Source organism: Microbacterium sp. NPDC064942 (assembly GCF_049545525.1).
Classification (GTDB): domain Bacteria; phylum Actinomycetota; class Actinomycetes; order Actinomycetales; family Microbacteriaceae; genus Microbacterium; species Microbacterium gawkjiense.
The window spans coordinates 502,711-526,980 of the sequence record NZ_JBMWDR010000001.1 but is presented as its reverse complement, the minus strand read 5'-3'; the positions used below and the strand labels follow the sequence as shown (position 1 = coordinate 526,980).

The following is a 24,270-nucleotide window of genomic DNA, read 5'->3' as shown; positions in this document are numbered from 1 at the left end:
AGCACCGGCGCCCTCGCGCAGCCGCGCCGTCAGGCGCTCTCGCGCACGACGAGGGTCGTCGGCAGGACGGGGGGCTCCCGCGGCACCCCGGCGACGATGTCGAGCACCATGTCCACCATCGTCGAGCTGATCTGCGCCCAGGGCTGACGGATCGTCGTCAGCGGCGGCTGGTGCGTGGCGGCGAGGCCGGAGTCATCGAAGCCGGCGACGGCGACGTCCTCGGGCACCCGCCGGCCGGCACGCCGCAGCGCGGCGATCGCACCGACGGCCATGATGTCACTGGCCGCGAACACCGCGTCGACGTCGGGGGCCCGCTCCAGCAGCCGGGTCATGGCGGCATCCCCGCTCGCGCTTTCGTAGCTGCCGTGCTCGACGAGCTGCGGATCGAACCGCGGGCCGAGCTCCGCCTGGAACCCCTCGAGACGGAACTTGCCGCCCGGGGTGTCGGCGGGTCCGGCGATGAGCGCGATGCGGCGGTGCCCCTGGTCCATGAGATACCGGGTCATCATGCGCGCCGATCCCACCTCGTCGACGGCGACGTTCGGCACCGACGCCGCAGCACCGGTGGGGATGCCGGTGCACACCGTCGCGACGCCCGCCGACACCAGCGACGCGAGGAGGGCGTCGGAGGCGTGGGAGGAGACGAGCAGCACGCCGTCGACGTGGCCGGCCCGGACGTAGCGCTCCACGCCGGCCTGCTTGTCGGCACTGTCGGCGATGAGGAGCACCAGCGTCATAGACCGCTCGGCCAGCGCCTCGGTGGCACCGCGCAGCAGCAGCGAGAAGATCGGGTCGGAGAACAGCAGGTGCTGCGGTTCGGTGAGGAGGAACGCGATCGAGCCGGAGCGGCCGGTCGCAAGGCTCCGGGCGGCATGGTTGGCCGTGTACCCCGTCGTACGGATGGCCTCCTCCACCGCGGCGCGCGCTTCCGGCGACACCCAGTGGCCGCCGTTGATCACGCGCGAGACCGTGCCGTGGGACACGCCGGCGACCGCCGCGACGTCGCGGATCGTCGGTTTTCGGGAGCTCTCGGTGGATGCCACGAGAGCAGACTCTACATCGTTCCGGCGCTGTGATAACGTGATCGAACCGCGTACCCTGTGACCGGTCACAGTTGCATAACGAAACGCCTTGCGAGACGGCGTCGGAAGTAAGAATGGCCCCGCCGGCGACTCGCGCGGCCACAGCGCGTGGGCGCAGCGGGACACCTGTTCCCCTGGCCCCGTCACAAGAGAGAGGCACACCAATGAAGGTGAAGAAGAAGGGCGCCGTCGCCGTCGGAATGCTCGTCGCGACGAGCATCCTCGCGCTTGCCGGCTGCGCCGGCGGCACGACCGCAGAGCCGACCAGCAGCGACGACGCGGCCAGCGCCGGCGCGCTGACCGTCTGGGTCGACGCCGACCGCGCCCGCGCGCTCGAAGACGTCGCGAAGACGTTCGAGCAGGAGAAGGGCGTCAAGGTCAACCTGGTCGTCAAGGACTACGGCAAGATCCGCGACGAGTTCACGGCGCAGGTCCCCACCGGCAAGGGCCCCGACATCACGATCGGCGGCCACGACTGGATCGGCGCGTTCGTCAAGGACGGCATCGTCGCCCCGGTCGAGCTCGGCGACAAGACCGCCGACTTCGAGAAGGTCGCCATCCAGGCCGTGACCTACGACGGCAAGACCTACGGGCTGCCCTACGCGATCGAGAACATCGCGATCCTGCGCAACACCGCCCTCGCCGACTCCACGCCCGGCACCTACGACGAGATGATCGCCAAGGGCCAGGCGGCCGGCACCGAGTACCCGTTCGTCGTGGGCCTCGACCCGCAGGCCTCGGACCCGTACCACCTGTACCCGTTCCAGACGTCGTTCGGCAACTCGGTCTTCGCGCAGAACGCCGACGGCTCGTACGACGCGAGCCAGCTGACCATCGGCGACGAGGCGGGCCAGGCGTTCGCCGCGTGGCTGACCGCGCAGGGCGACACCGGCACGAAGGTGCTGAACCTCAACCTGTCCGGCGACCTCGCCAAGGAGGCGTTCAACGCCGGCAAGTCGCCCTACTTCCTGTCCGGCCCGTGGAACGTCGCGGACGCGCAGAAGGCGGGCATCGACGTGGCCGTTGACGCCATCCCCACCACCGGTGACTCCGCGGCGCAGCCGTTCGCCGGTGTGCAGACGTTCTTCCTGAGCGCGAAGAGCAACAACGCCCTCATCGCGAACGAGTTCCTCGTGAACTACATCGCGACCGCCGATGTGCAGACCGCGCTGTTCGAGGCCGGTGGACGCCCGCCGGCACTGACGGAGTCGTTCGAGGCCGCGCAGTCCGACCCGCTCATCGCGGGCTTCGCGCAGGTCGGCGCCAACGCCGTCCCGATGCCGAGCGTCCCGCAGATGGGCTCGGTATGGGACGACTGGGGCAAGACCGAGGCCGCCCTCCTCAAGGGCTCCTCCGACCCGGCCGGTGACTGGGTCAAGATGGCCGACTCCATCAAGAGCAAGCTCGGCTGAGCCTCACCATTCCGGGGCGGCGTCTGGACCAGGCGCCGCCCCGACTCTACGCTCCCCTTAAGGCCACGACTGGAGTCGACGATGACGGGATCCACACTCACCGATCCACCCCCCACCCGCGCACCCGAAGACCGCGCCGCCGCCCGCCGCCGCAAGCGCGCCGAGGCCTGGGCCGAAGCTGCCGGGGCCGGCTGGAAGGTCTGGCTCGTCAAGATCGTCTGCCTCGGCATCATCGACGCGATGGCCCTCTACGCCATCTTCGTGCTGCTGGGCGAGGGCAACCTCCTCGTCGCCGCGATCATCGCCCTCGGCGTCATCGCGATCAACGTGGTCTATCTCGTGCCGGGCATGCTGCCGGCCAAGTACCTGACGCCGGGGCTCGTGTTCCTGTTCGTCTTCCAGATCTTCGTGGTGCTCTACTGCATCTACATCGCCTTCACCAACTACGGCTCGGGGCACATCTCCACGAAGGACGACGCCGTCAACGCGCTGCTGATCCAGAACCAGCAGCGCGTCGAGGACTCCGCGGCCTACCCCGTGTCGATCCTCGAGCAGAACGGCCAGTTCTTCCTGCTCGCGACGACCCCCGACGGCGACGCCGAGATCGGCGGCACAGAGCGTCCGCTCGAGCCGGCGCCCGACGCAGAGTTCTCCGGCGACCGCGCGGTGTCCGTGCCCGGATACACGACTCTCGACTTCAGCCAGATCGTCGCGAACCAGGCCGTGATCACCGCGATCGCCGTCCCCTTCTCCGACGACCCCAACGACGGCACCCTGCAGACCCGCGACGGCTCGACGGCATACCAGTTCGTCTCGACGCTGGAGTGGGACCCGGATGCCGACACGATGACGAACACCGACACCGGCGTCGTCTACCACGACAACGGCAACGGCTCGTTCGAATCCGACGACGGTCAGACCCTCGCCACGGGCTGGCAGGTGTGGGTCGGCATGGACAACTTCGTCCGCGCCTTCACGACCGACTCGATCCGCGGGCCGTTCTTCGCCGTGCTGGTGTGGACGTTCGTGTTCGCGATTCTGTCGGTCGCCACGACCTTCGCGCTCGGCCTGTTCCTCGCGATCGTCTTCAACGATCCGCGGATGAAGAGCAAGAAGTACTACCGCGTGATCATGATCCTCCCCTACGCGTTCCCGGCGTTCCTGTCGGCGCTCGTGTGGCAGGGCATGTTCAATCAGGACTTCGGCTTCATCAACCAGACGCTGCTGGGCGGAGCATCCATCCCCTGGCTGCAGGATCCGTTCCTGGCGAAGGTCTCGATCCTCATCGTCAACCTGTGGCTGGGCTTCCCGTACATGTTCCTCGTCACGACGGGCGCCATCCAGGCGATCCCCGAGGACATCCAGGAGGCCGGCCGCGTTGACGGCGCGGGCGTGTGGCAGATCTTCCGCCACATCAAGTTCCCGCTGCTGCTGGTGTCGGTGGCGCCGCTGCTGATCTCGTCGTTCGCGTTCAACTTCAACAACTTCAACCTGATCTACATGCTCACCGGCGGGGGCCCGCGGTTCGCGGATGCCTCCATCAACGTCGGCGCGAGCGACATCCTCATCTCGATGGTCTACAAGGTGGCCTTCGTCGGCGCGGATCGCGACTACGGCCTGGCGAGCGCCTTCTCGATCATCATCTTCGTGCTGGTGGCGGCGATCTCGTACCTCAGCTTCCGTCAGACCAAGGTTCTCGAGGAGCTGAACTGACATGACCACCATTCCTGAGACCCTGACCGTCCCCGGCGCTGTTCCCGGCGTCGGCAGCAGCGGCGGCGCCGGCAGCGCCGGCGACCCCGGGGCGAAGGAGCCGCGGCGCCCCTTCGGCCGCTGGTTCCGCGAGACCGGCTGGCGCCACATCATCGGCATCGTCATGCTCGTGTTCGCGGGGTTCCCCCTCGTCTACGTGCTGTCGGCCTCTCTCAACCCCGGCGGCACGCTGCTGACGGCCAACAACCTGTTCGCGAACGTCGATCTGGGCGCCTACATCGCCCTGTTCCAGGACCCGCTGCGCCCGTACGGCAACTGGTTCGTGAACACGATCTTCATCGGCCTCACGACCTCGTTCTTCACCGTCGTGCTGTGCGCCCTGGCGGCGTACGCGTTCTCACGCCTGCGCTTCACGGGGCGCCGGTTCGGCCTGCTGACGCTGCTGCTGGTGCAGATGTTCCCGCAGCTGCTCGCCGTCGTCGCGATCTTCCTGCTGATGAGCGCGATCGGCGACATCTTCCCGGCGCTCGGCCTGAACTCGCAGCTCGGCCTGATCATGGTGTATCTGGGCGGTGCGCTGGGCGTGAACACGTTCCTCATGTACGGGTTCTTCAACACCGTCCCGGCATCCATCGACGAGGCGGCCAAGATCGACGGCGCCGGCCACGCGCGTATCTTCTTCACGATCATCCTGCGGCTGGTCGCGCCGGTGCTCGCCGTCATCGGTCTGCTGAGCTTCATCGGCACGACCAACGACTTCCTGATCGCGTCGATCATCCTCGTCGACCCGGACAAGCAGACCCTCGCGGTCGGCCTGTACCAGTTCGTCTCGCAGGAGACGGCGCGCAACTGGAGCGTCTTCGCGGCCGGTGCCGTGCTCGCGGCGATCCTGCCGATGGCGCTGTTCCTGTCGCTGCAGCGGTTCATCGTGGGCGGCCTGACGGCCGGTTCGGTGAAGTAGTCGGATGCCGGGGCGCCGCGCCGCCGCGGCGGCGATGATCGCCGTGCTCGCGGCATCCGCCCTCGCCGCGTGCACGGCGCCCGTCGCCGTCGACCGCGAGAAGCCCGCGGATGCCGGCGTGCAGCTCTTCCAGCGGCCGTGGACGTCGATCGCCGAGGAGTGCGAGTCGACGATCGGACCGGCCGGGTTCGCGTGGGTGCTGACCTCTCCCCCGCAGGAGCACATCGAGGGCGCGCAGTGGTGGACGAGCTACCAGCCGGTCTCGTACCGGGTGGACTCGAAGCTCGGCACCGAGGCGGAATTCGCCGACATGGTGTCGCGGTGCGCCGCCGTGGGTGTCGCAGTGATCGCGGATGCCGTCGTCAACCACATGGCGGGCATCGACGCCGGCACGGGCGTCGCCGGGACGGCGTTCACCCACTATGACTACCCGGGCCTGTACGACGAGGGCGACTTCCACCACTGCGGCCTGACCGCGGATGACGACATCGCCGACTACAGCTCGCGCGAGCAGGTGCAGACGTGCGAGCTGTCGAACCTCGCCGACCTCGACACCGGGTCGGCTACCGTGCGCGAGACGATCGCCCGCTCCCTCCGGCATCTGCGGGACCTCGGTGTGGCCGGTTTCCGCATCGACGCCGCCAAGCACATGGCCGCCGGCGACGTGCAGGCGATCGTCGACCTGCTGCCGGAGGACACCGTCATCATGAGCGAGGTCATCCGCGGTTCGGGGTCGGAGCCCGTGCAGCCCGAGGAGTACACCGGCGCCGGGAAGGTGTTCGAGTTCCAGTACGCGCGGGACCTCGGGCCCGGGCTGAAGGCGGGCGTCATCACCGACCCCGCGCTCGGTGTCGGGCCGGCCTCCGCGCGGCCGCTGCACGTGCCCAGCGCGGATGCCGTCGTGTTCGTCGACAACCACGACACCGAGCGTGGCGAGGCCTCCGTCACCTACCGTGACGGCGGCCTCTATCTCATCGCGAACGCGCTCATGCTCGCCGACGATTACGGCACGCCGGTGGTCTACTCGGGCTACGCCTTCAGCGACCGTGACGCGGGCGCCCCGCAGGACGCCGACGGCCGGGTCATCGGCTGGGACTGCGCCGGCGTCACCGGCCCGAAGGTGCAGTACGCCGATGGCGAGGGCGTCTGCACCGAAGCGTGGACCGCGATCGCGGGGCTGCTGGAGCTGCGCCGGGTCGCGGCCGACGCGCCCCGGCTGCCCGGTGTCGGCGACGGCGACGTCTACGGCTTCGAACGCGACGGGCGCGCGCTGCTGCTGGTGAACCCCTCCGAGGCGGATGCCGCGGCCACCGTCCCGGTCGGACTGCCCGACGGCCGGTACTGCGACGTGATCTCCGGCGGCGCGGGCGGTGGGATCTCGGCCGGCGCGTGCGGCGGCACGACCGTCGCGGTGAGCGGCGGAACGGTCACCGCAGACGTCCCCGCGGAGGGCGCGATCGCTCTCCACATCGGTGCGCGTCTGTAATAGGATCGAGGCACAACTCAAGGGCTCTGTCATGGCTCCCGCTGTGCAACCACGTCGCATCCGTGCCGACGTCGGTGTCGGCGTCTCCTGGAGGTCATCATGACAACCCCTGCCCTGCGTCCCCACCACGACGGCTCCCCGCTGTACGTGTCGCATCCCGCGCCGGTCCTCGGCGACGAGGTCGATGTCCGCATCCGCATTCCCGACGGGTACGGTCCGGTCATCCGCGTGCTCGTGCGCTCCAATCCCGATCACGAGCCGGCGTGGGTCGACGCGGTCCGTGACGGCGCCGCCGACGGCTGGGAATGGTGGACCGCCCGCATCACCGTCGCCAACCCCCGGCACGGCTACCGATTCCACCTGGTCCACGCCGACGGCCGCGTCGAAGTGCTGAACCAGGGCGGCCTCAGCGACATCGATGCCCTCGACGGGCAGGACTTCGCCCTCGTCGCGGGCAACCCGCCGCCGTCGTGGCTCGCCGACGCCATCATGTACCAGATCTTCCCCGACCGCTTCGCCCGGTCGGCGGCGGCCGACGAGCGCCCCGCGCCGGCGTGGGCGCTCCCCGCCGCATGGGACGAACCGCTCGACCCGGTGCACCCCGGGCGCGGGCGGCAGTTCTATGGCGGCGACCTCGACGGCGTCGTCGAGAAGCTCGACCATCTCGTCGACCTGGGTGTCACCGTGCTGTACCACACGCCGGTCTTCCCGGCGGAGTCCAACCACCGCTACGACGCGTCGAGCTTCGACCGGATCGATCCCGTCCTCGGCGGCGACGACGCGTACCGCCGGATGATCGAGGCGGCGCACGCCCGCGGCATCCGCGTCATCGGCGATCTCACGACGAATCACTCGGGCATCGCCCACGAGTGGTTCCGCACCGCCCACGGCAATCCGGATGCGCCGGAGAGCGCGTTCTACTACTTCTCCGACGACGACAACACGACGTACGAGACGTGGCTCGATGCGCCGACACTGCCGAAGTTCAACTGGAACTCCGACGAACTGCGCCGCCGTTTCATCGACGGGCCCGACTCGGTCGTCGCACGGTGGCTGAAGCCGCCGTACTCGATCGACGGCTGGCGCATCGACGTCGCGAACATGACCGGGAGGCTCGGCGCGGAGGACCTCAACGCCGAGGTGCGTCAGGCGCTGCGGCGGACGATGATCGATGTCGCTCCCGACACGCTGCTCGTGGCGGAGTCGACCAACGACGCCGCGACCGACCTGCAGGGCGACGCCTGGCACGGCGGCATGACCTACCCGGCGTTCACGCGCGGGGTGTGGGCGTGGCTGGGCGAGGCGCGCCGCATTCCGCACTACGGCTGGGACGGCGAGGAGACGGACGACATGTGGTTCTTCGGCATCCCCACCGGGATGCCGCGGTACACCGCCCGGCAGTTCGTCGCACAGCTGCAGCGGTTCACGAGCCAGATCCCGTGGCGCGTGCAGCTGGGAACGATGTCGGCACTCGACACGCACGACACGGCGCGGTTCGCGACGTACGCCGCGGACGGCGCCGTGCCGGTCGCTCTGGGTCTGTCGGTGAGCCTGCCGGGACTGCCCGTCGTCTACGCCGGGGACGAGTTCGGCCTGGACGCCGTGGACGGCGAGATGAGTCGCGCGCCGATGCCGTGGGACCGTGCCGCCGAGCCCGCGCACGCCGCGCGCATCGCGCTATACCGCGACATGCTGCGGCTGCGCCGTGAGCATCCGGTGCTGGCGACGGGGGGCCTGCGGTGGCTGTACGTCGACGACGCGGCGGCGGTGTTCGTCCGCGAGAGCGCCGAGGAGAGCGTGCTGGTGCTCGCCTCGCGCGGCGCGGCCGACGCCACGATCCCGGCGGTGCTGCTGCCGGGCGCCGAGGCGGCGACGGCGCTGTACGGCGATGCGACGGTGACCGTGACGGATGCCGGCGACGTGCGCGTCCGGGCCGCGGACACCGCGTTCGCGGCCTGGGCGCTGCCTGGTGTGACGGCGCCGCCGTCGCGCGCGGCGGAGGCGGAGGCGACCCCGGAGGCCTTCGCCCAGCTCGGCGGGCCCGCCCGGTAACCGCTCAGCGCGCGGCGAGCACCGCCTGGTACAGGTCGCGCGCGCTCAGCCCCGTCGCTGCGGCGACCTCGGCGGCGGCATCCTTCAAGCGGATGCCGTCGCCGACGAGCTGCTGCACCTGGGCGAGTGCGTCGTCCTCGCTGACCGCGCGGACGCTCGCCCCCTCCACGACGACGACGATCTCGCCGCGGACGCCGGCGGCGGCCCACTCCGCCAGCTCGCCGAGCGGGCCTCGCACGACCTCCTCGTGCAGCTTCGTCAGCTCGCGGCAGACGGCGGCGCGACGGTCCGCACCGAACGCCTCCGCCATCGCGGCGAGTGTCTCGGCCAGGCGCGACGGCGCCTCGAAGAAGACCATCGTGCGGGCCTCGGAGGCGAGCGCGCCGAAAACCGTCCGCCGCTCCCCCGGCTTGCGCGGGGCGAACCCCTCGAACGTGAACCGGTCGGTCGGCAGCCCCGCGAGGGCGAGCGCCGTGATGACCGCGCTGGGACCGGGGAGGGCCGTCACGTCGACGCCCTGCTCGACCGCCGCGGCCACGACCGCGTACCCGGGGTCGCTGACCGTCGGCATGCCAGCGTCGCTGAGCAGCAGGACGTCCTCGTCGGCGGCGAGCGCGACGAGTTCCGCGGCGCGCTGCTTCTCGTTGTGGTCGTGCAAGGCCACCAGGCGGGGGCGGTTGGCGATCCCGAGCGCCTGCAGCAGGCGCTGCGTCGTCCGGGTGTCCTCGGCGGCGACGATGGTCGCCTCCTCGAGGGCGGTGCGCAGCCGCCCCGTCGCGTCGCCCAGGTTGCCGATGGGGGTCGCGGCGAGGATCAGCACCGCCCCAGCATAGGCTGGTCGCCGTGAGCTCGACCGCGGAACCGCTCCTGCCCGCGGTCCCCGCGCGGCAGCCGTTCGGCGCCCGTCTCGACGACGCCCGGTGGCGACTCGCGGCCGACGCGATGCTCCGCCGCCGACTCGCGTGGCTCGCCCCGCTGGCGGTCACCCTGCTCGCCGGCATCCTGCGCTTCTGGAACCTCGCCCACCCGCACGCGATCGTCTTCGACGAGACGTATTACGTGAAGGATGCCTGGAGTCAGTGGAACCTCGGGTACGCGGCCACCTGGCCAGACGGCGCCGACGCCCGGTTCACGGACGGCGAGACGGACATCTTCCTCGATGCGCCGAGCTTCGTCGTCCATCCCCCCCTCGGCAAATTCCTCATCGGGGCGGGGATGGCCCTGTTCGGCCCGACCTCGTCGTTCGGGTGGCGGTTCGCCGTCGCCGTGGCCGGCACCCTCGCCGTCCTCGTCCTCTACCTCATCGCCTGGCAGCTGACCCGCTCGGTCCTCTTCAGCTCGGTCGCCGGCGGCCTGATGGCGATCGACGGGCTCGCGATCGTGATGAGCCGGGTGGCGATCCTCGACATGCTGCTCACCCTCTTCGTGCTGCTCTCGGTCTGGTTCGTGCTGATCGATCGCCGACGTCACCTCGACCGGCTCGCCGAGGCGATGCGACGACGGGATGCCGCGGGCCGCGCGCCGTGGTGGGGCCCCGTGCGGTGGGGGCGGCCGTGGCTGTTCGCCGCGGGGATCGCCGGCGGCGCGGCGTGCGGCGTCAAGTGGTCGGGCGCGTGGGTGCTGGCGGCGCTCGGACTCTACGTCGTCGTGAGCGACGCGCTCGCGCGGCGACGGCTCGGCATCCACTTCTGGCCGGCGGATGCCGTGCGCCAGGGAGCCGCGGCCTTCGTGATCCTCGTGCCGGTGGCGGTCCTCGTGTACCTCGCCTCGTGGACCACGTGGCTCACGACCGACGGCGGCTACGAGCGGCACGCCGTCGACGCGAACCCGGCCCGTGGGTTCTGGTCGTGGGTGCCGCTGCCGCTGCAGAACCTCTGGCACTACCACCGGACGATCTACACGGCGACGGCGGAGATCACCTCGTCGCACCCCTACGCGAGTCCGGCGTGGCAGTGGCCCCTGCTGCTGCGGCCGACGTCGATGTACGCGAACAGCACCGCCGACGGCGTCGCCGGGTGCGCAAGTGCACGCGGCTGCATCGAGATCCTCTACTCGATGCCGAACCCGCTGCTGTGGTGGCTCGGGGTGCTCGCCGCGCTGTGGCTCGCCGTGCACGGCGTCCGCACGCGCGACTGGCGCGCGGGGATCGTCCTCGTCGGCATCGCCGCGACCTACGTGCCGTGGCTGTTCTACCCGAACCGGACGATCTTCCAGTTCTACACGGTGCTGATCCTCCCCTTCCTGGTCCTCGCGCTCACCTTCGCGCTGCGGGAGATCGCCGGGTCGCCGCACGCCGACCCCGACCGGCGGGCGGTCGGGCGCCGCACGGTGCTCGTCATCCTCGGCGTCATCGTCGCGGTCTCGGCGTTCTGGTACCCGCTGTGGTCCGCGATGCGCATCCCGTACGAGTTCTACTGGGTGCACAACTGGTTGCCGGGATGGGTCTGAGCACCACCCGTCAGTAGGCTGGGGGCGTGTTCCGCTACCCCACCCCGACGCTCGCCGCCGAAGCGGGGTACGCCATCGCGGGCGACCGCTTCGCGATCCTCCTCGGTTCCGGTGTCGCCGAGGGTGTCATCGCCCGGCTGTGGAACGCCGCCGCCGCCGACACCGCCGTCCTCGAGGACGTACTGAGCGTGCTCGTCGCGGGCGGCATCCACGACCTGCCCGACTTCGCCGTCGCGGAGTTCCCCGACGACGGCGCGGATGCGGTCCGCGTCGCCGTGCGCGGTGCCGCGATCGTCGAGACCTCCGACCGCACGCGCGTCTCGGGCGCGGATGCGCGCACGTGGATCGAGACGGCGCTGGCGGGGGCCGTCGGCATCCGTCTGGCGCTCGGATCCGGACGCACCGGCGGTGACCTGCTGCCCCTGGGTCTCGGCGTCACGCGCGCCGACGAGCTGTCGTGGGGACGCCCCTTCCCCGCCGGGCGCGAGCCCGACGCCGACGTGACCCCGGCCGCCGCGGGCGAGGCGCCCCGCGGGACGGCGGCGCCCGTGACGGTCGCGATCCCGACCGTCGCCCCCGCCGCGCCCGCCCCCTCCGCCGCACCCGCGCGCGGCGAGGAGATCGACGTCCTGCAGACGATCTCGGTCGACCGCAGCCTGTTCGCGCGTCCGTTCGACGACGACGAGGAGCTGGAGCTCCCCGACTTCCTCCGCGAGGACGAGCGGCCGGCCGCCGTCGCCGACGCGCCCGACGACCGGACGCTGTTCGGGTCGCGACGCGGATCCGCTGCGACCGCGTACGCGCTGCGACTGCCGGGAGGGCGCAGCGTGCCGCTCGACCGTCCCGTCGTGCTCGGCCGCAGCCCGCGACCCGCACGCCACCCGGGGGCCCGGATCGAACCGGTACCCTCGCCGCGCAAGGAGATCTCGGGGACGCACCTCGAAGCGGTCCTGGACGGCGACACGCTCGTGGTGCGCGACCTGGACTCGACGAACGGCACGATCGTCCGGCCGCCGACGGGCGCTGCGGCGCTCCTGCGCGGCGGGGCAGCGTCGCGGGTGCCCCTCGGGACCGAACTCGACCTGGGTGACGGCGTGACGGCCGTGTTCGACACCGCCGGACCACTGACGGCGGGATGACGCACGGCGTGTCCAGCAGGCTCCCCTCCACCCCGCCCGGACTGTCGGGCTTCACCTACGTGCGGCCGCTCGGCGCGGGCGGCTTCGCGGACGTGTTCCTGTTCGAGCAGAACCTGCCCCGCCGTCCCGTCGCCGTGAAGGTGCTGCTGGAGGACGTCGTCGACGAGAACGTGCTGCGCATGTTCAACGCCGAGGCCGACGTCATGGCCCGCCTGAGCGCGCACCCCTCGATCCTCACGATCCACGAGGCCTCCGTCTCGGCCGACGGCCGTCCCTACCTCGTCATGGAGTACTGCCCCACGTCGCTGACGCACCGGTACCGCCGCGAGGAGATCCCGGTCGCGGAGGTGCTGCAGCTCGGCGTGAAGATCGGGTCCGCCCTCGAGACCGCCCACCGGGCGGGCCTGCTGCACCGCGACATCAAACCCTCCAACATCCTCGTGACGGCGTTCGGGTCCCCCGTGCTCTCCGACTTCGGCATCGCGGCCGCCGTCGAGGGCAGGCCCGACACCGAGGAGGTCTTCGCGATGTCCGTGCCGTGGTCGGCGCCCGAGGTCGTCGACGAGCGGGTCTCCGGCTCCATCGCCGCCGAGGTGTGGAGTCTCGGGGCGACGGTCTACTCGCTCCTGGCCGGCCGCAGCCCGTTCGAGCGTCCCGGCCGCGGGCAGAACACCCGGGAGCAGTTGAAGGCCCGCATCCGCAAGGCGGTCTACACGCCGGTGGGCCGCGCCGACATGCCGCCCGAGCTCGACGCCGTGCTCGCGCGCGCCCTCAGCCGCGACCCCGCCGCCCGCCACCCCTCAGCGGCGGCCTTCGCGCACGACCTGCAGATGATCCAGCACCGGATGGGGCTCCCGCACACCCCGCTCGAGGTCGCGGTCGACGAGTGGGCGTCCGCGGGCGCCCACGTGGATTTCGCCGACGACCGCCCCCGCGGTCCCGTGCGGCCGACCGTCGCCCACGCGTCCGCGCGTCCCCAGCGCCGACGCACCGCCTCGCCGCGACGCCCGGACGAGGGCACGGTGCTCGCGGGCGCCGAACCGGCCCCGCGGATGCGCCGCGGAACCGTCGTCGCCCTGGCGATCGGCGGGATCGTGCTGGCCGGCGCCGGCGCCGGCGCGACCTTCCTCCTGCTCGGCGGGGCCGGCTGAATGTCCTCACCCCAGCCCGACCGGCCTCGCGTGCGCCGATCGACGTGGATCGGCGCCGGTGCGGTCGCCGCGATCGTCGCGGTGGTCGGCACGCTCGCCGCCGTGTGGCCCGGCTACGACGCCCAGCAGACGCCGGTCGAGGACCCGACGGTCTGGGCTCTCCAGACCGGCGCCGGCAGCGGCTACGCACGGGTGAACCTCGACCTCGCCGAGGTCGACACCGTCAAACAGGTCGTCAACGGCACCCAGGTCGCGCAGACCGCCGACCGGTTGTTCGTCTTCAGCGAGGGCGGCTCAGCGTTCTCCGACGTCGATCTCGCCCAGCCCGCCGACCTGACCGGTGAGGACGAGGACGCCTCCTCGCCGACACCCGCCGGCACGGTCGAGATCGTCTCCGCGGGCGACGCCCTCGTCTACCGCACGGAGGGCGGCGGCGTGTTCGGGGCGACGCTGTCGGGAGGCGGCGCCGCCTCGCCGATCGACCCGTACGCCGAGGTGGAAAGAGAGCCCGGCGAGCAGGCGCCGCGCTTCGCGGCATCCGCCGTCGCGGTCGACGCCGACGGTGTCGTCTACGCCTACTCGGCGGCCGAGAGCGTGGTCGTGCGCGCCGAGGCGGCGACCGGTCGCATCCTGGGGCAGGACCCGACCCCGATCTCGCCCGTCGACGCACAGGTGAGCGCCGTCGACGGCCGCTGGGTGCTGTACGACGTCGCGACCGGCGAGGTCGCCGTGCAGGACCGCGACGACCTCGCCGACACGACGCCCGTGAGCGGCGCGGTGCTGCAGCGCGCCACGACCTCGGGGGACGCCGTCGTCATCGCCGACCCCGGCGGCGTCACGCGGATCCCCCTCGGCGCGGGCGATCCCGAGCGCGTGCTGGACTCCCCCGGCCTCGGCACACCGGCCGTCCCCGTGGCCTCGGACGGCGTCGTGCACGCCGCGTGGCTCGGAGACGGCGCCGCCGGCGGCACGCTGTGGTCGAGCAGCCGTCCGGCCGAGACGACGCCGCTCGACTACGCCGGCGCCGACATCGGCGACGGGGTCGACCCGGTCTTCATCGGCAACGGCTCGCGCCTGGCCCTGAACGATCGCGGCTCGGGGTGGGTGTGGCGTCTTCCCGACGGCGCGCTCATCCCGTCGTCGCAGCAGTGGCGGGTCGAGGACACCAGCGAGGCCGCGCCGCAGAACGACGATCCCGTCGAGCGGGTGCTCGACCCGAAACCTCCCGTCGCCGTCGACGACGCGTTCGGGGTGCGCGCCGGCTCGGTCGCCCTGCTCCCCGTTCTGCTGAACGATCACGACCCCAACGAGGACGTCCTCAGCATCGACGTCGGCGGCATCGAGGGGGTCGACGCGGCGTTCGGCTCCGTCGCCGTCACCGGCGCCGAGCAGCAGCTGGCGTTCCGCGTCGCGCCCGACGCGACCGGGACCACGAGCTTCCGCTACCGCGTCACCGACGGCACGTCCGCCGGGGGTCGGCTCTCCGAGTACGCGACCGTCACCCTGCGGATCGTCGCGGAGGAGGACAACGCGGCGCCGGTCTGGTGCGGGGTGGAAGGATGCCTCGCCACCTGGCCCGCCCCGTCCGTGGCTCCCGGCGGCACGGTGTCGGCCGACCTGCTGCGCGGCTGGGTCGACCCCGACGGCGACCCCGTCTACCTCGCCGGGATCGAGGGCGCTCCCTCGGTCGGGACGGCCACGACCTCGCCCGAGGGCGAGTTCACCTACCAGCATCCCGATCCGAGTGCGACGGAGGCCGCCAGCATCCCGGTGTCGGTCGTCGTCTCGGACGCGCGCGGCGCGACGACGACGCAGACCGTCACGGTCCGCGTGACCCCGGCACCCGAGCTGCGCGCGGAGTCGTTCGCGGCGACGGGTGTCGTGGGCGAGCCGCTCGACATCGACCTCTCCCCCCACGTGAGCGGCGCCTCGGGCGCGCTGACGATCGGCTCGCTCGTCGCCCTCGACACCGCGCGCACGACCGTGACCCCGAACGCGTCGGCGTTGCGGATGACCTTCGACGCCCGCGAGGCGGGGTCCTACGTCGTCCAGTACTCCGTCCGCGACGGCGCGGGCGAAGCCTCCGCCCTGGCTCGCATCACGGTCCGCGACCCCGACGACACCGTCGTGACGACGCCCCCGTTGACGGCGTTCGTCCGCCCGGGCGAGGACACCACGATCGACGTCGCGTCGGCGGCATCCAATCCCGCCGGCGTCGTCCTGCTGCTCGAGGACATCCGCCCCGACAGCGACCCGACCGCCGCGCTCAGCGTCGACCTCGTCGGCCAGAGCCTGCTGCGGGTGAGCGGCACGACCGACGACGGCGGCCCGGGCCGCCTCGGCGTCGTGCGCTACGGGCTCACCGACGGCCGCGACGGCGGCGCTCCGCTGGCCGAGGGCGAGGTCACCGTCATCCTGCTGCCGGCGGGATCCGCCGAACCGCCCATCGCCGTCGACGACACGGTGACGGTGCGTGGCGGCACGCAGATCGACATCCCGGTGCTGGAGAACGACCGCGCCCCCGCCGGCGCGCTCATCGCGATCGATCCGTCGTCGATCGTGAACGAGACCGGCGGCGGCCTCGCCTTCGCCTCGGGACGGATGCTGCGCTACCTGGCGCCCCGCGAGGCGGGCACCTACGCGCTGACCTACACGATCTACCGCCTCGGCTTCCCCGAGGTGGTCGACACCGCACGGGTCACGGTGACGGTCACCGGCGGAGACGACAACCGCGACCCCGTTCCCCGCACCCTCGAGGAAAGGGTCGTCGCGGGCCAAACGGTCGCGATCGCGTTCGACCGATACGGGGTCGACCCCGACGGCGACGACGTCGCGCTCGACGCCATCACGACCCAGCCCACCGAAGGCTCGGCGACGATCTCGGCCGACGGCCGCTCGATCGTCTACACGAGCCGCGACGGCGCCGCGGGGCAGGTGCGGTTCCAGTACCGGGTGAGGGATGCCCGGGGTCGCACGGGTACCGGCGAGGTGCGCATCGGGGTCATCGCCCAGCAGAGCGACCCGAGCCCCGTCACGTTCAGCGACTACGTCCAGGTGCAGGCCGGAGCCGACAGCACCGTCGTCATCCGCCCGGCCGACAACGACGTGGACCCGTTCGGGAGCACGCTCGACCTGACCGGCGTCACGCCGAACGCGCCCGAGGACAGTCCCGAGTACGCCGCGCTTTCCGAGCGCATCGCGGTCGCCGACGACGGCGCCGTGACCGTCGTGGCCGGGACGGCCCTCGGAACCTTCTCGTACTCGTACGAGGTGTCCAACGCCGACGGCGACACCGCGATCGGGCTGCTCGTGGTGAAGGTCGTCCGCGACCCCGTCCCCGATCATCCCGTGATCTCCGACACCGTCCTCTCCATCGAGGACCGCGACGGTTTCACCCGTGGCGTCGACGTCCTGAGCGGCCGGGTCGCCTGGAATGCGGGAGACCCGTCGGGACTGTCGCTGCGGCTGTGGGGCGAGCAGCGGGACCTCCGCGTGTCGGGCTGGCGGATCTCGGGGCCGCTCCCCGAGCGCACCCGGCTGATCCCCTTCACCGTCGCAGGGACCGCGTACGACGGCACAGAGGTCACGACGTACGGCTTCCTGCGGGTGCCCGGGACGGACGACATCCGGGTGGCCCTGCGCGCGGACGTCGACCCGCTGCGCGTGCGCGAGGGCGAGAGCGTCGATACGGACGTCGCCGACTTCGTGGCGCTGCCGGACGACGCCGTCCTCGTCGTGGACGCCGACGGCACGAAGGCCGGCGGGGCGCGCGCGGACGCCTCCTGCCGCGTCGTGTCGGGCACCGTCGTGCGGTACACGGCCGGGCGCGGCGCACCCTGGCGGGATTCCTGCATCGTCGCGGCCCGCGTGGCCGGCCAGGACCAGCCGACGTATCTCACGCTCCCCGTCGAGGTCGAGGCGGAGATCCCGCAGCCGTCGCTGCGCAGCGCCTCGCTCGCCGTCCGTCCCGGCCAGACCCAGACGTACGACCTCACCCGGATGGTGCGGTGGGCGGGCGTCGCCGACGAGGACGCCCTCGTCTTCGACGTCGCCTACGGCGGGGACCAGTTCGAGGTGGCCGCCGACGGCGCCGTCGTCTCGGTGACGGCCCTCGACGAGGCGCGTCCCGGCCGCGAGGAGCAGGTGCGCGTCTCGCTCCCGAGCCACCCCGACGCGAGCCCCGCGAGCCTCGTGCTCACCGTCGGCCCGTCCCCCTCGGCGCTCCCGCGCGGCGGGTCGGCGGTGCAGGCCTGCTCGCAGTCCGACGGGCGCTCCTCGTGCACGATCGAGGTGATCGGCGCCGACGGCGAGGTGAACCCGCTCCCGGGCACGCCCCTGCGCGTGGTCGCGGCGTCGAGCGCCGGCAACTGCGACGGGGTGAGCTTCGCGCCCGCGGGCGACCGCGCGGTGCGGGCGAGCTGGCGATCGGAAGCCGAGGGGGCGGCGCGCTGCGCCGGGACCTTCGTCGTCGAGGACGCCCAGGGCCGCCAGTCCAGCGGCGAGCGCAACGGGTCGGTCGTGCTCGACCTGCGGGGACTGCCCGCCGACCCCACCCGACTGGAATGGACCGCCTACACGGCGGATTCGGTGACCCTGCGGGTGACCTCGGATGCCGCCTCCTACCCGGCCGTCGAGGGGTACCGGATCACGACGGGCGGCCGCGACGTCGCCTCGTGCCCGGCCTCGGGCAGGTGCGAGCCCATCGCCGCGCCCGTGGGCGAGCAGCGGGTCTACGAGGTCCGGGCGGTCAACGCCGTGGGCACCTCCCGCGGGACGGTCCGCACCGAGGCGTGGTCGTACCGCCCCCCGGCGCGGCCGACCGGAGCGAGCTTCGACCCCGTGCCGAACGGCCGCGACGGCGGACGCGCGACCGTCACGATCACGGGACTCGACGACACGACCGGGAGCGTGCGACTGCAGGGCGGCGTCGCCGGCAGCGCCACCCAGCCGGTGCGGGACGGCACGGCGGTCTTCACGGGCTACCGGATCGGCTCGAACGAGGCGCAGACCCTGACGGCGACCCCGCTCACGGAGTTCGAACTGCCCCGCGTCGCCGGCGGGTCGAGCGAGGGGCGCTCCCTCGACCTGCGCGCCCACGGCGTCGGAGCCCCGACCGTGACGCTCACCCAGACGACGACCTCCGACTCCATGACCGTCACGGCGCAGGTCACCGCCGAGGGCGACGGCACCGAGCCGCTGTTCGGGTTCAGCGACGAGTCGGCCGCGGCCTGCACCCCCGACAGCCGCGAGTCCCGCCGGACCTTCCCGGCGGAGCCCTTCCGCTCCAAGACGGTCTACGCCTGCGTCACGAGCACCTATCAGGGCCGCGACGGCTTCGGGGTGACCACGGGCGAGATCACCGCCCGACCGACGGGAAACGTCAGCGCACCGGGTGAGCTCACCTACACCGTGTCGCCCACCCCGACCGGCGACCAGGGATCGGGGTTCACGTATGCGGCGAGCGCCCACAGCGATCCGGGCGCGCCGCCGTTCGAGGACGCGCGCCTGCGGTACCTCCGCAACGGGCAGGTGGTCGACGCGTTCGCCCCGCGTCTGAACGAGCCCGGCGACCGGTGGACCGCGCAGTGGTGCGACACCTTCGTCGGCATCGAGGTCGAGTGCTCCGACTCGACCCCCATCGTGCCCGCCCGCGGCAGCGCCGACTGGCCCGTGTTCGTCGCCACGAGCGACCTGCCGTCGTGCCGGTCCGACGAGGACACCCCGGACTGGTTCCCGAGCGGCATCGGCGGAGACGTGGCATCCGTCCGCAAGGATGTCACCGAGGGAGAACTCGGACCGCTGCGGGTCGAGTACACGATCCGGTGGACCGGCGCCCTGCGCGAACTCGACCAGCTGACGGTGGGCGTCGACTGCGAGCAGATCCCGCCGCCCGCCGAACCTCCCCCCACGGACCCGGATCCCACCGACCCCACCGAGACCACGCCGCCGGGCACGGAGGGACCATGACCTCCCCCGCCACGCGACCCGAGAGGACCGAGATGACGATCACCCAGGAGCAGAGCGCCTGGTTCGCCGACACCTTCACGAAGCTCGTCGACAACGTCGAGCAGGTCGTGCTCGGCAAGCGCCACGTCATCGAGCTCGCCTTCACGGCGATGATCTCCGAGGGGCACCTGCTGCTCGAGGACTACCCGGGGACAGGCAAGACCTCGCTCGCCCGCGCGATGGGGCGCTCGGTGCAGGGCACGAGCTCCCGCATCCAGTTCACCCCCGACCTCCTCCCCGGCGACGTCACGGGGATCACCGTCTACGACCAGCGCCGCGGCGAGTTCGAGTTCCACCAGGGACCGATCTTCGCGAACGTCGTGCTGGCGGACGAAATCAACCGCGCGTCGCCCAAGACACAGTCGGCGCTGCTCGAGGTGATGGAAGAGGGCCACGTCACCGTCGACGGCGTCACGCGCGGCGTCGGCGTCCCCTTCCTCGTCGTCGCCACCCAGAACCCTGTCGAGCAGGCCGGCACCTACCGGCTGCCCGAAGCGCAGCTCGACCGCTTCCTCATGAAGACCACGCTCGGTTACCCCGACCGCGCCGCGACCATCCGGATCCTCGACGAGTCCGGCGACGGCCCGCGCGAGGTCGGCCCCGTCATCACGCCGCAGGGCGTCGTCAGCATGGCCGACATCGCCCGCGGCGGCTACCTCAACCCCCTCGTCCTGGACTACATCGCGCGCATCGTCGAGGCCACCCGGCTCGCCCGCGAGGTGCGCCTGGGCGTGAGCGTGCGCGGCGCCCTCGCCCTCACGAAGGCGGCCCGCACGTGGGCGCTCGCGCACCGCCGGACCTACGTGACCCCGGACGACGTCAAGGCGCTCGCCGTCCCGGTGCTCGCGCACCGGTTGATCCTCGACCCCGAGGCGGAGTTCGACGGCGTCACCGCCGAGGCGGTCGTCGGCCAGGTGCTCCTGGACGTCGTGCCGCCCTCGCAGCAGGAGCGCGCCGACGACCGCGGTCAGCGAGAGAACGTGTGAGTTCGTCCACCGAGTCGCGACTGACCCGGACGTCGGCGGCGACCGGGTACACCCGCACGGGCTTCGAGGCCGGACGGGGCACCACCGTGCTCGCCGTCCGGAGCCTGCACGGGTGGCGCCGACTGCTCCGCGCGGCCGCCCGTGTGGGGCGCTCCGTCGCTGACACCGTCTCGCCCGCGGGCTGGGTCGTCGTCGCCGTGGCGGTGATCGGACTCGCCGCCGGCCTCGCCTTCGGGCTGCTCGAGTTCGCCGTCGCGGGCGGGGCGGCGGCGCTCCTGCTGCTCCTGTCGGTGCCGTTCCTGTTCGGCGCGCGCGCCTACGAGGTGACCCTGCGCCTCGCCCACGACCGCGTCGTGGCGGGCACACCCGTCGAAGGGCGGCTCGTCGTGGCGAACGTGGGCCGCCGGACAGCCCTGCCCGGTCGCGTCGACCTCCCCGTCGGCGACGGGCTCGTCGACGTCCACGTCCCCCTGCTGCGACCCCGGCACGAGATCGCCGAGACCGTCGTCATCCCGACGCGCCGACGGGGCATCGTGACGGTCGGCCCCGCGCGCACGGTCCGCGGGGACCCCCTCGGCATCCTCACCCGCGAAGCGACGTGGCAGGAGACGCACACGCTCTACGTGCACCCGGTGACGACGGCGCTGCGCAGCTCCGCGACCGGGCTCATCCGCGACCTGGAGGGAAGCCCCTCGCGGACGATCGTCGACGCCGACTTCTCCTTCCACGCGCTCCGCCCCTACGTCCCGGGCGACTCTCCCCGCCAGGTGCACTGGAAGTCGACCGCCAAGACGGGCGCCATGATGGTGCGCCAGTACGAGGAGACCCGCCGCTCCCGCATGATCCTCGTGGTCGGGCGCGGCGGCGACGAGTTCGCCGACGACGACGAGTTCGAGCTCGCGGTCAGCGCCGCGGCATCCATCGGCGTCCGCGGGATCCGCGACGGCCGCGACGTCGCCGTCGTCACCGGTGCCGAGATCCCCGAGTTCGCGCGCGGCCGGATGCGGACCTTCCGAACGCTCACGACGATCTCGACCCGGACCCTGCTCGACGACTTCGCCGGGCTCGACCGCGGCGTGAACCCGAGTCCGCTGCGCGAGGTCGCCACGCTCGCCTCGACGCGCCACGGCGACGCGTCGATCGCCTTCCTCGTCTGCGGATCGCCCCTCACCCCGACGCAGCTGCAGAGCGCCGCGCTCGCCTTCGGCCGCGAGGTGGCCGTCGTCGCCCTCGTGTGCGCGCCGACGGCCGAGCCCGGCATCCGGCGGCTCGGCAGCATGACCGTCATCTCCATCGGGCTGCTCGACGACCTGCGTCAGCTGCTCGCGAAGGGCGCGCAGTCGTGACCGCCCCCGTCGAGGTCGTCCCGCCGCGCCGGGCCCGACGGCGCCGGAACCCGTCGCGTGCGGGCTTCTTCGTCGGCCAGGCGCTCGTCCTCGATCTCGTCCTCGCCGTCGGGGCCGTCGCAACCTGGCCGATCTACCGCGGCACCGCCCTCGTCGTCGCCCTGGCCATCGGCATCGCCGCCGGTCACCTCGTGGCCGCCCTCGGCACCCGCTGGCGCTGGTCGGGCTGGTGGGTCGCCCTCGCCGCCCTCGACGCGTACATCGCGCTCGGGGTGCCGGTGGCCGCGGCGGTGTCGCTCGCCTCGCCCGACGCCGCCGTGGACGCCCTCATCGACGTCGCGACCGCCCCCGTCACGGGGTGGAAGGACCTGCTGACCCTCGAACTCCCGCTCGGGTCGTATCAGGCGACACTCGCCCCGGCCCTCTTCCTCTTCCTCGGCTGCACGGTAGCCGCGCTGTCGATCGCGTGGCGCAGTCGTCGGCGGTGGATGCCGGCGGTCGCCCTCGCGCTCCTGCCCACCGTCTTCGGGGTCGCCTTCGGCGCGCGCTCGCTCGCCTCGCCCGTGCGGGTCGGCCCGGTCGCGGTGCAGCCCGAGACCCTGCTCGGTGTCGCCGCGATCGTCACGGCGCTCGTCGCGGTGGTGTGGCGGTCCGGTCACGACCGACGCCGGGCCCTCGCCACGGCGGCCGCCGCCTCCGGGGTGGCGCGCGGCCCGGGCGGCCGCCGGCGCGGGCTCGCGGCGCGCGTCGGGACCGCGACGGGCATGGTCGTCGTGGCCGCGGCGGTCGCCGCACTGTGGGGGCCGTGGGCACTCGCGGACCAGCCGCGCGAGGTGGCGCGGAGCGTCGTCGACCCGGTGCTCGAGCTCGAACGCGCCCCGAGCCCGCTCGCCGCGTACCGCGCCTCGTTCGGCGATGACCGCTTCGACGAACCCCTCTTCACCGTCTCCCCCGCCGCCGGCGCCGAGCGGGTACGGCTCGCGACGCTCCCCTTCTACGACGGCCGGACGGTGCGCGCGGTCGACCCGCAGGCGGGCCTCACCGACCCGGCGACGGCGTTCACCCGCGTCCCGTCCCGGCTCGACCCGGCCGGCACCGGCGAGATCGCCGTGACGGTGCGCATCGACGCCGGCACGGGGATCTGGGTGCCGACCGTCGGCGACCTGCGCGCCGTGTCGTTCGACGGTCCCCGCGCGGCGGAGCTCGCGGACGGCTTCTTCCACAACGCCGCCACGGGTGCCGCGATCGAGATCGCAGGGAACGGTTTGCAGACCGGGGACGCCTACCGGCTCGCCGCATCCCCCTCCGAGGCGGCGGGACCGGTGGCATCTCTCACCCCGTCCCGCAGCGGGCCGTCCCTGCCGGCGGAGGTCGTCCCGGCCTCGCTGACGGAGTGGATGGAGAGCCAGGATGCCGGTACGGGCGGCGCGGCCCTCGAGACGCTCGTGGACCGCCTCCGCAGCCGCGGCTACTTGAGCCACGCGCTGCAGCTGCCGGGAGGCTCCGTCCCCGCCTGGATGCGGGAGCTCGGCGGGGCCGGCTTCCAGCCCTCCCGCGCCGGGCATTCGGCCGACCGCATCGGGACGCTGTTCACGCAGCTGCTCGAGCGCGAGGCGCAGGCGCCCGGCGGCACCGACGCCGACCTCGTGGCCGCCGTGGGCGACGACGAGCAGTTCGCGGTCGCGGCGATGCTCATCGCCGACCAGCTCGGGTTCGACGCCCGGGTCGTCGTGGGGACGCGGCTCGCTTCGGACGAGGACCTGCCCGTGTGCGACGAGGGACGGTGCCGGGGCGGCGATCTCGCCGCGTGGATCGAGGTGTCGGATGCCGCGGGAGGCTGGCTCCCCGTCGACGTGACCCCCCAGCACGAGAGCTTCCCGTCTCCCGATCTCGAGCAGCGGCGCGATCCCGAGAACCCGACCGAGGTGAGCCGGGAGGACGCCGAGCCGGTGCTCCCCGCCGACGCGTCGCCCTCCGACGGCGATCAGAGCGCCCCCGAGGCCGCTCCGCAGGAGCGAGACCTGTCGGCGCTGTGGGCCGCGGTGCGCGTGGGCGGCGTCTCGCTGCTCGCGGTGATCGTCCTCGTCGGCCCGCTCGTCACGATCCTCGCCGTCAAGGCGCTGCGGCGGCGCGGCCGCCGGCGCGGCGACGTCGCCGCGCGCTTCACCGGCGGCTGGGACGAGTACGTCGACACGGCGGTCGACCACGGGTACCCGGCCCCCGCCCATCTGACGCGCCAGGAGCTCGCGCGCCTGTTCGCCGGCGACGCGGAGGAGTCGGCGGGCACCCGCCTGGCGACGTGGGCCGACCGGTCGGTCTTCGACGTGGTGCCGCCGACGGCGGCCGAGAACGAGGAGTTCTGGCGGATCGTCGCGGCCGAACGCGCGCGCTTCGCGGCGGAGAAGGGCTTCTGGGCGCGGCTGCGCGCGCGCCTGTCGCTGCGTTCCTTGCTCCCGCGCGGACGGGCCGCGCGCCGATAGGGTGTGCG

14 protein-coding genes are annotated in these 24,270 nt (G+C 72.7%); 12 read left to right on the top strand and 2 right to left on the bottom strand.

Annotated elements, in window-relative coordinates; translation table 11 throughout:
- Positions 1-29: 29 nt before the first annotated feature.
- Positions 30-1,043 carry a LacI family DNA-binding transcriptional regulator gene (locus ACPEH2_RS02525; RefSeq protein ID WP_311284038.1) on the bottom strand — a complete coding sequence of 338 codons (1,014 nt, stop codon included), beginning with the start codon at positions 1,041-1,043 and terminating at the stop codon, positions 30-32.
- A 203-nt stretch (positions 1,044-1,246) separates the two neighbouring features.
- Here ACPEH2_RS02525 and ACPEH2_RS02520 point away from each other — a divergent pair, with 203 nt between their 5' ends.
- The 5 genes from ACPEH2_RS02520 (at position 1,247) to ACPEH2_RS02500 (ending at position 8,706) form a co-directional block, all read left to right on the top strand.
- Positions 1,247-2,494, top strand: coding sequence for a sugar ABC transporter substrate-binding protein (locus ACPEH2_RS02520; protein ID WP_359917205.1), 1,248 nt, complete (start codon positions 1,247-1,249; stop codon positions 2,492-2,494).
- A gap of 81 nt (positions 2,495-2,575) precedes the next feature.
- The gene (locus ACPEH2_RS02515; RefSeq protein ID WP_311284040.1) at positions 2,576-4,207 is read left to right on the top strand and encodes an ABC transporter permease subunit; all 1,632 of its coding nucleotides are present in this window, start codon (positions 2,576-2,578) and stop codon (positions 4,205-4,207) included.
- Between the two features lies 1 nt (position 4,208).
- Complete coding sequence (locus ACPEH2_RS02510) at positions 4,209-5,168, top strand: sugar ABC transporter permease (protein ID WP_311284041.1); 960 nt, start codon at positions 4,209-4,211, stop codon at positions 5,166-5,168.
- A 4-nt stretch (positions 5,169-5,172) separates the two neighbouring features.
- A complete protein-coding gene (locus ACPEH2_RS02505; RefSeq protein WP_359917200.1) occupies positions 5,173-6,654 on the top strand; it encodes an alpha-amylase in 1,482 nt (493 codons plus the stop codon).
- A gap of 99 nt (positions 6,655-6,753) precedes the next feature.
- Positions 6,754-8,706: a glycoside hydrolase family 13 protein gene (locus ACPEH2_RS02500; protein ID WP_423718191.1), complete on the top strand. Its 1,953-nt coding sequence runs from the start codon at positions 6,754-6,756 to the stop codon at positions 8,704-8,706.
- A gap of 4 nt (positions 8,707-8,710) precedes the next feature.
- Here ACPEH2_RS02500 and rsmI read toward each other — a convergent pair whose 3' ends face one another.
- Positions 8,711-9,526, bottom strand: coding sequence for a 16S rRNA (cytidine(1402)-2'-O)-methyltransferase (gene rsmI / locus ACPEH2_RS02495; RefSeq protein WP_423718190.1), 816 nt, complete (start codon positions 9,524-9,526; stop codon positions 8,711-8,713).
- A gap of 23 nt (positions 9,527-9,549) precedes the next feature.
- Between rsmI and ACPEH2_RS02490 the strand changes: the two genes are divergently transcribed.
- The 7 genes from ACPEH2_RS02490 to ACPEH2_RS02460 are packed head-to-tail and all read left to right on the top strand — an operon-like array spanning position 9,550 to position 24,262.
- Entirely contained in the window at positions 9,550-11,154 is a 1,605-nt protein-coding gene (locus ACPEH2_RS02490) for a dolichyl-phosphate-mannose--protein mannosyltransferase (protein WP_423718189.1), read from the top strand.
- A gap of 26 nt (positions 11,155-11,180) precedes the next feature.
- Positions 11,181-12,293 (top strand): FHA domain-containing protein, encoded by a 1,113-nt coding sequence (locus tag ACPEH2_RS02485; RefSeq protein WP_423718188.1) that lies wholly within the window; start codon positions 11,181-11,183, stop codon positions 12,291-12,293.
- Positions 12,290-13,444 carry a serine/threonine-protein kinase gene (locus ACPEH2_RS02480; protein ID WP_423718187.1) on the top strand — a complete coding sequence of 385 codons (1,155 nt, stop codon included), beginning with the start codon at positions 12,290-12,292 and terminating at the stop codon, positions 13,442-13,444. The genes ACPEH2_RS02485 and ACPEH2_RS02480 overlap by 4 nt, the downstream gene beginning before the upstream one ends.
- A complete protein-coding gene (locus tag ACPEH2_RS02475) occupies positions 13,445-19,411 on the top strand; it encodes an Ig-like domain-containing protein (protein WP_423718186.1) in 5,967 nt (1,988 codons plus the stop codon).
- A gap of 32 nt (positions 19,412-19,443) precedes the next feature.
- Complete coding sequence (locus ACPEH2_RS02470) at positions 19,444-20,436, top strand: AAA family ATPase (RefSeq protein ID WP_423718185.1); 993 nt, start codon at positions 19,444-19,446, stop codon at positions 20,434-20,436.
- Positions 20,433-21,782, top strand: coding sequence for a DUF58 domain-containing protein (locus ACPEH2_RS02465; protein WP_423718184.1), 1,350 nt, complete (start codon positions 20,433-20,435; stop codon positions 21,780-21,782). Before ACPEH2_RS02470 ends, ACPEH2_RS02465 begins: the two co-directional genes overlap by 4 nt.
- Entirely contained in the window at positions 21,779-24,262 is a 2,484-nt protein-coding gene (locus ACPEH2_RS02460) for a transglutaminase domain-containing protein (RefSeq protein ID WP_423718183.1), read from the top strand. The genes ACPEH2_RS02465 and ACPEH2_RS02460 overlap by 4 nt, the downstream gene beginning before the upstream one ends.
- Positions 24,263-24,270 lie beyond the last annotated feature (8 nt).

Excerpts from the sequence above, each read along its gene's own strand:
- ACPEH2_RS02505 (WP_359917200.1), top strand. The coding sequence starts at position 5,173 with ATGCCGGGGCGCCGCGCCGCCGCGGCGGCGATGATCGCCGTGCTCGCG.
- ACPEH2_RS02510 (WP_311284041.1), top strand. The coding sequence starts at position 4,209 with ATGACCACCATTCCTGAGACCCTGACCGTCCCCGGCGCTGTTCCCGGC.
- ACPEH2_RS02470 (WP_423718185.1), top strand. The coding sequence starts at position 19,444 with ATGACGATCACCCAGGAGCAGAGCGCCTGGTTCGCCGACACCTTCACG.
- ACPEH2_RS02515 (WP_311284040.1), top strand. The coding sequence starts at position 2,576 with ATGACGGGATCCACACTCACCGATCCACCCCCCACCCGCGCACCCGAA.
- ACPEH2_RS02520 (WP_359917205.1), top strand. The coding sequence starts at position 1,247 with ATGAAGGTGAAGAAGAAGGGCGCCGTCGCCGTCGGAATGCTCGTCGCG.
- ACPEH2_RS02480 (WP_423718187.1), top strand. The coding sequence starts at position 12,290 with ATGACGCACGGCGTGTCCAGCAGGCTCCCCTCCACCCCGCCCGGACTG.
- ACPEH2_RS02475 (WP_423718186.1), top strand. The coding sequence starts at position 13,445 with ATGTCCTCACCCCAGCCCGACCGGCCTCGCGTGCGCCGATCGACGTGG.
- ACPEH2_RS02500 (WP_423718191.1), top strand. The coding sequence starts at position 6,754 with ATGACAACCCCTGCCCTGCGTCCCCACCACGACGGCTCCCCGCTGTAC.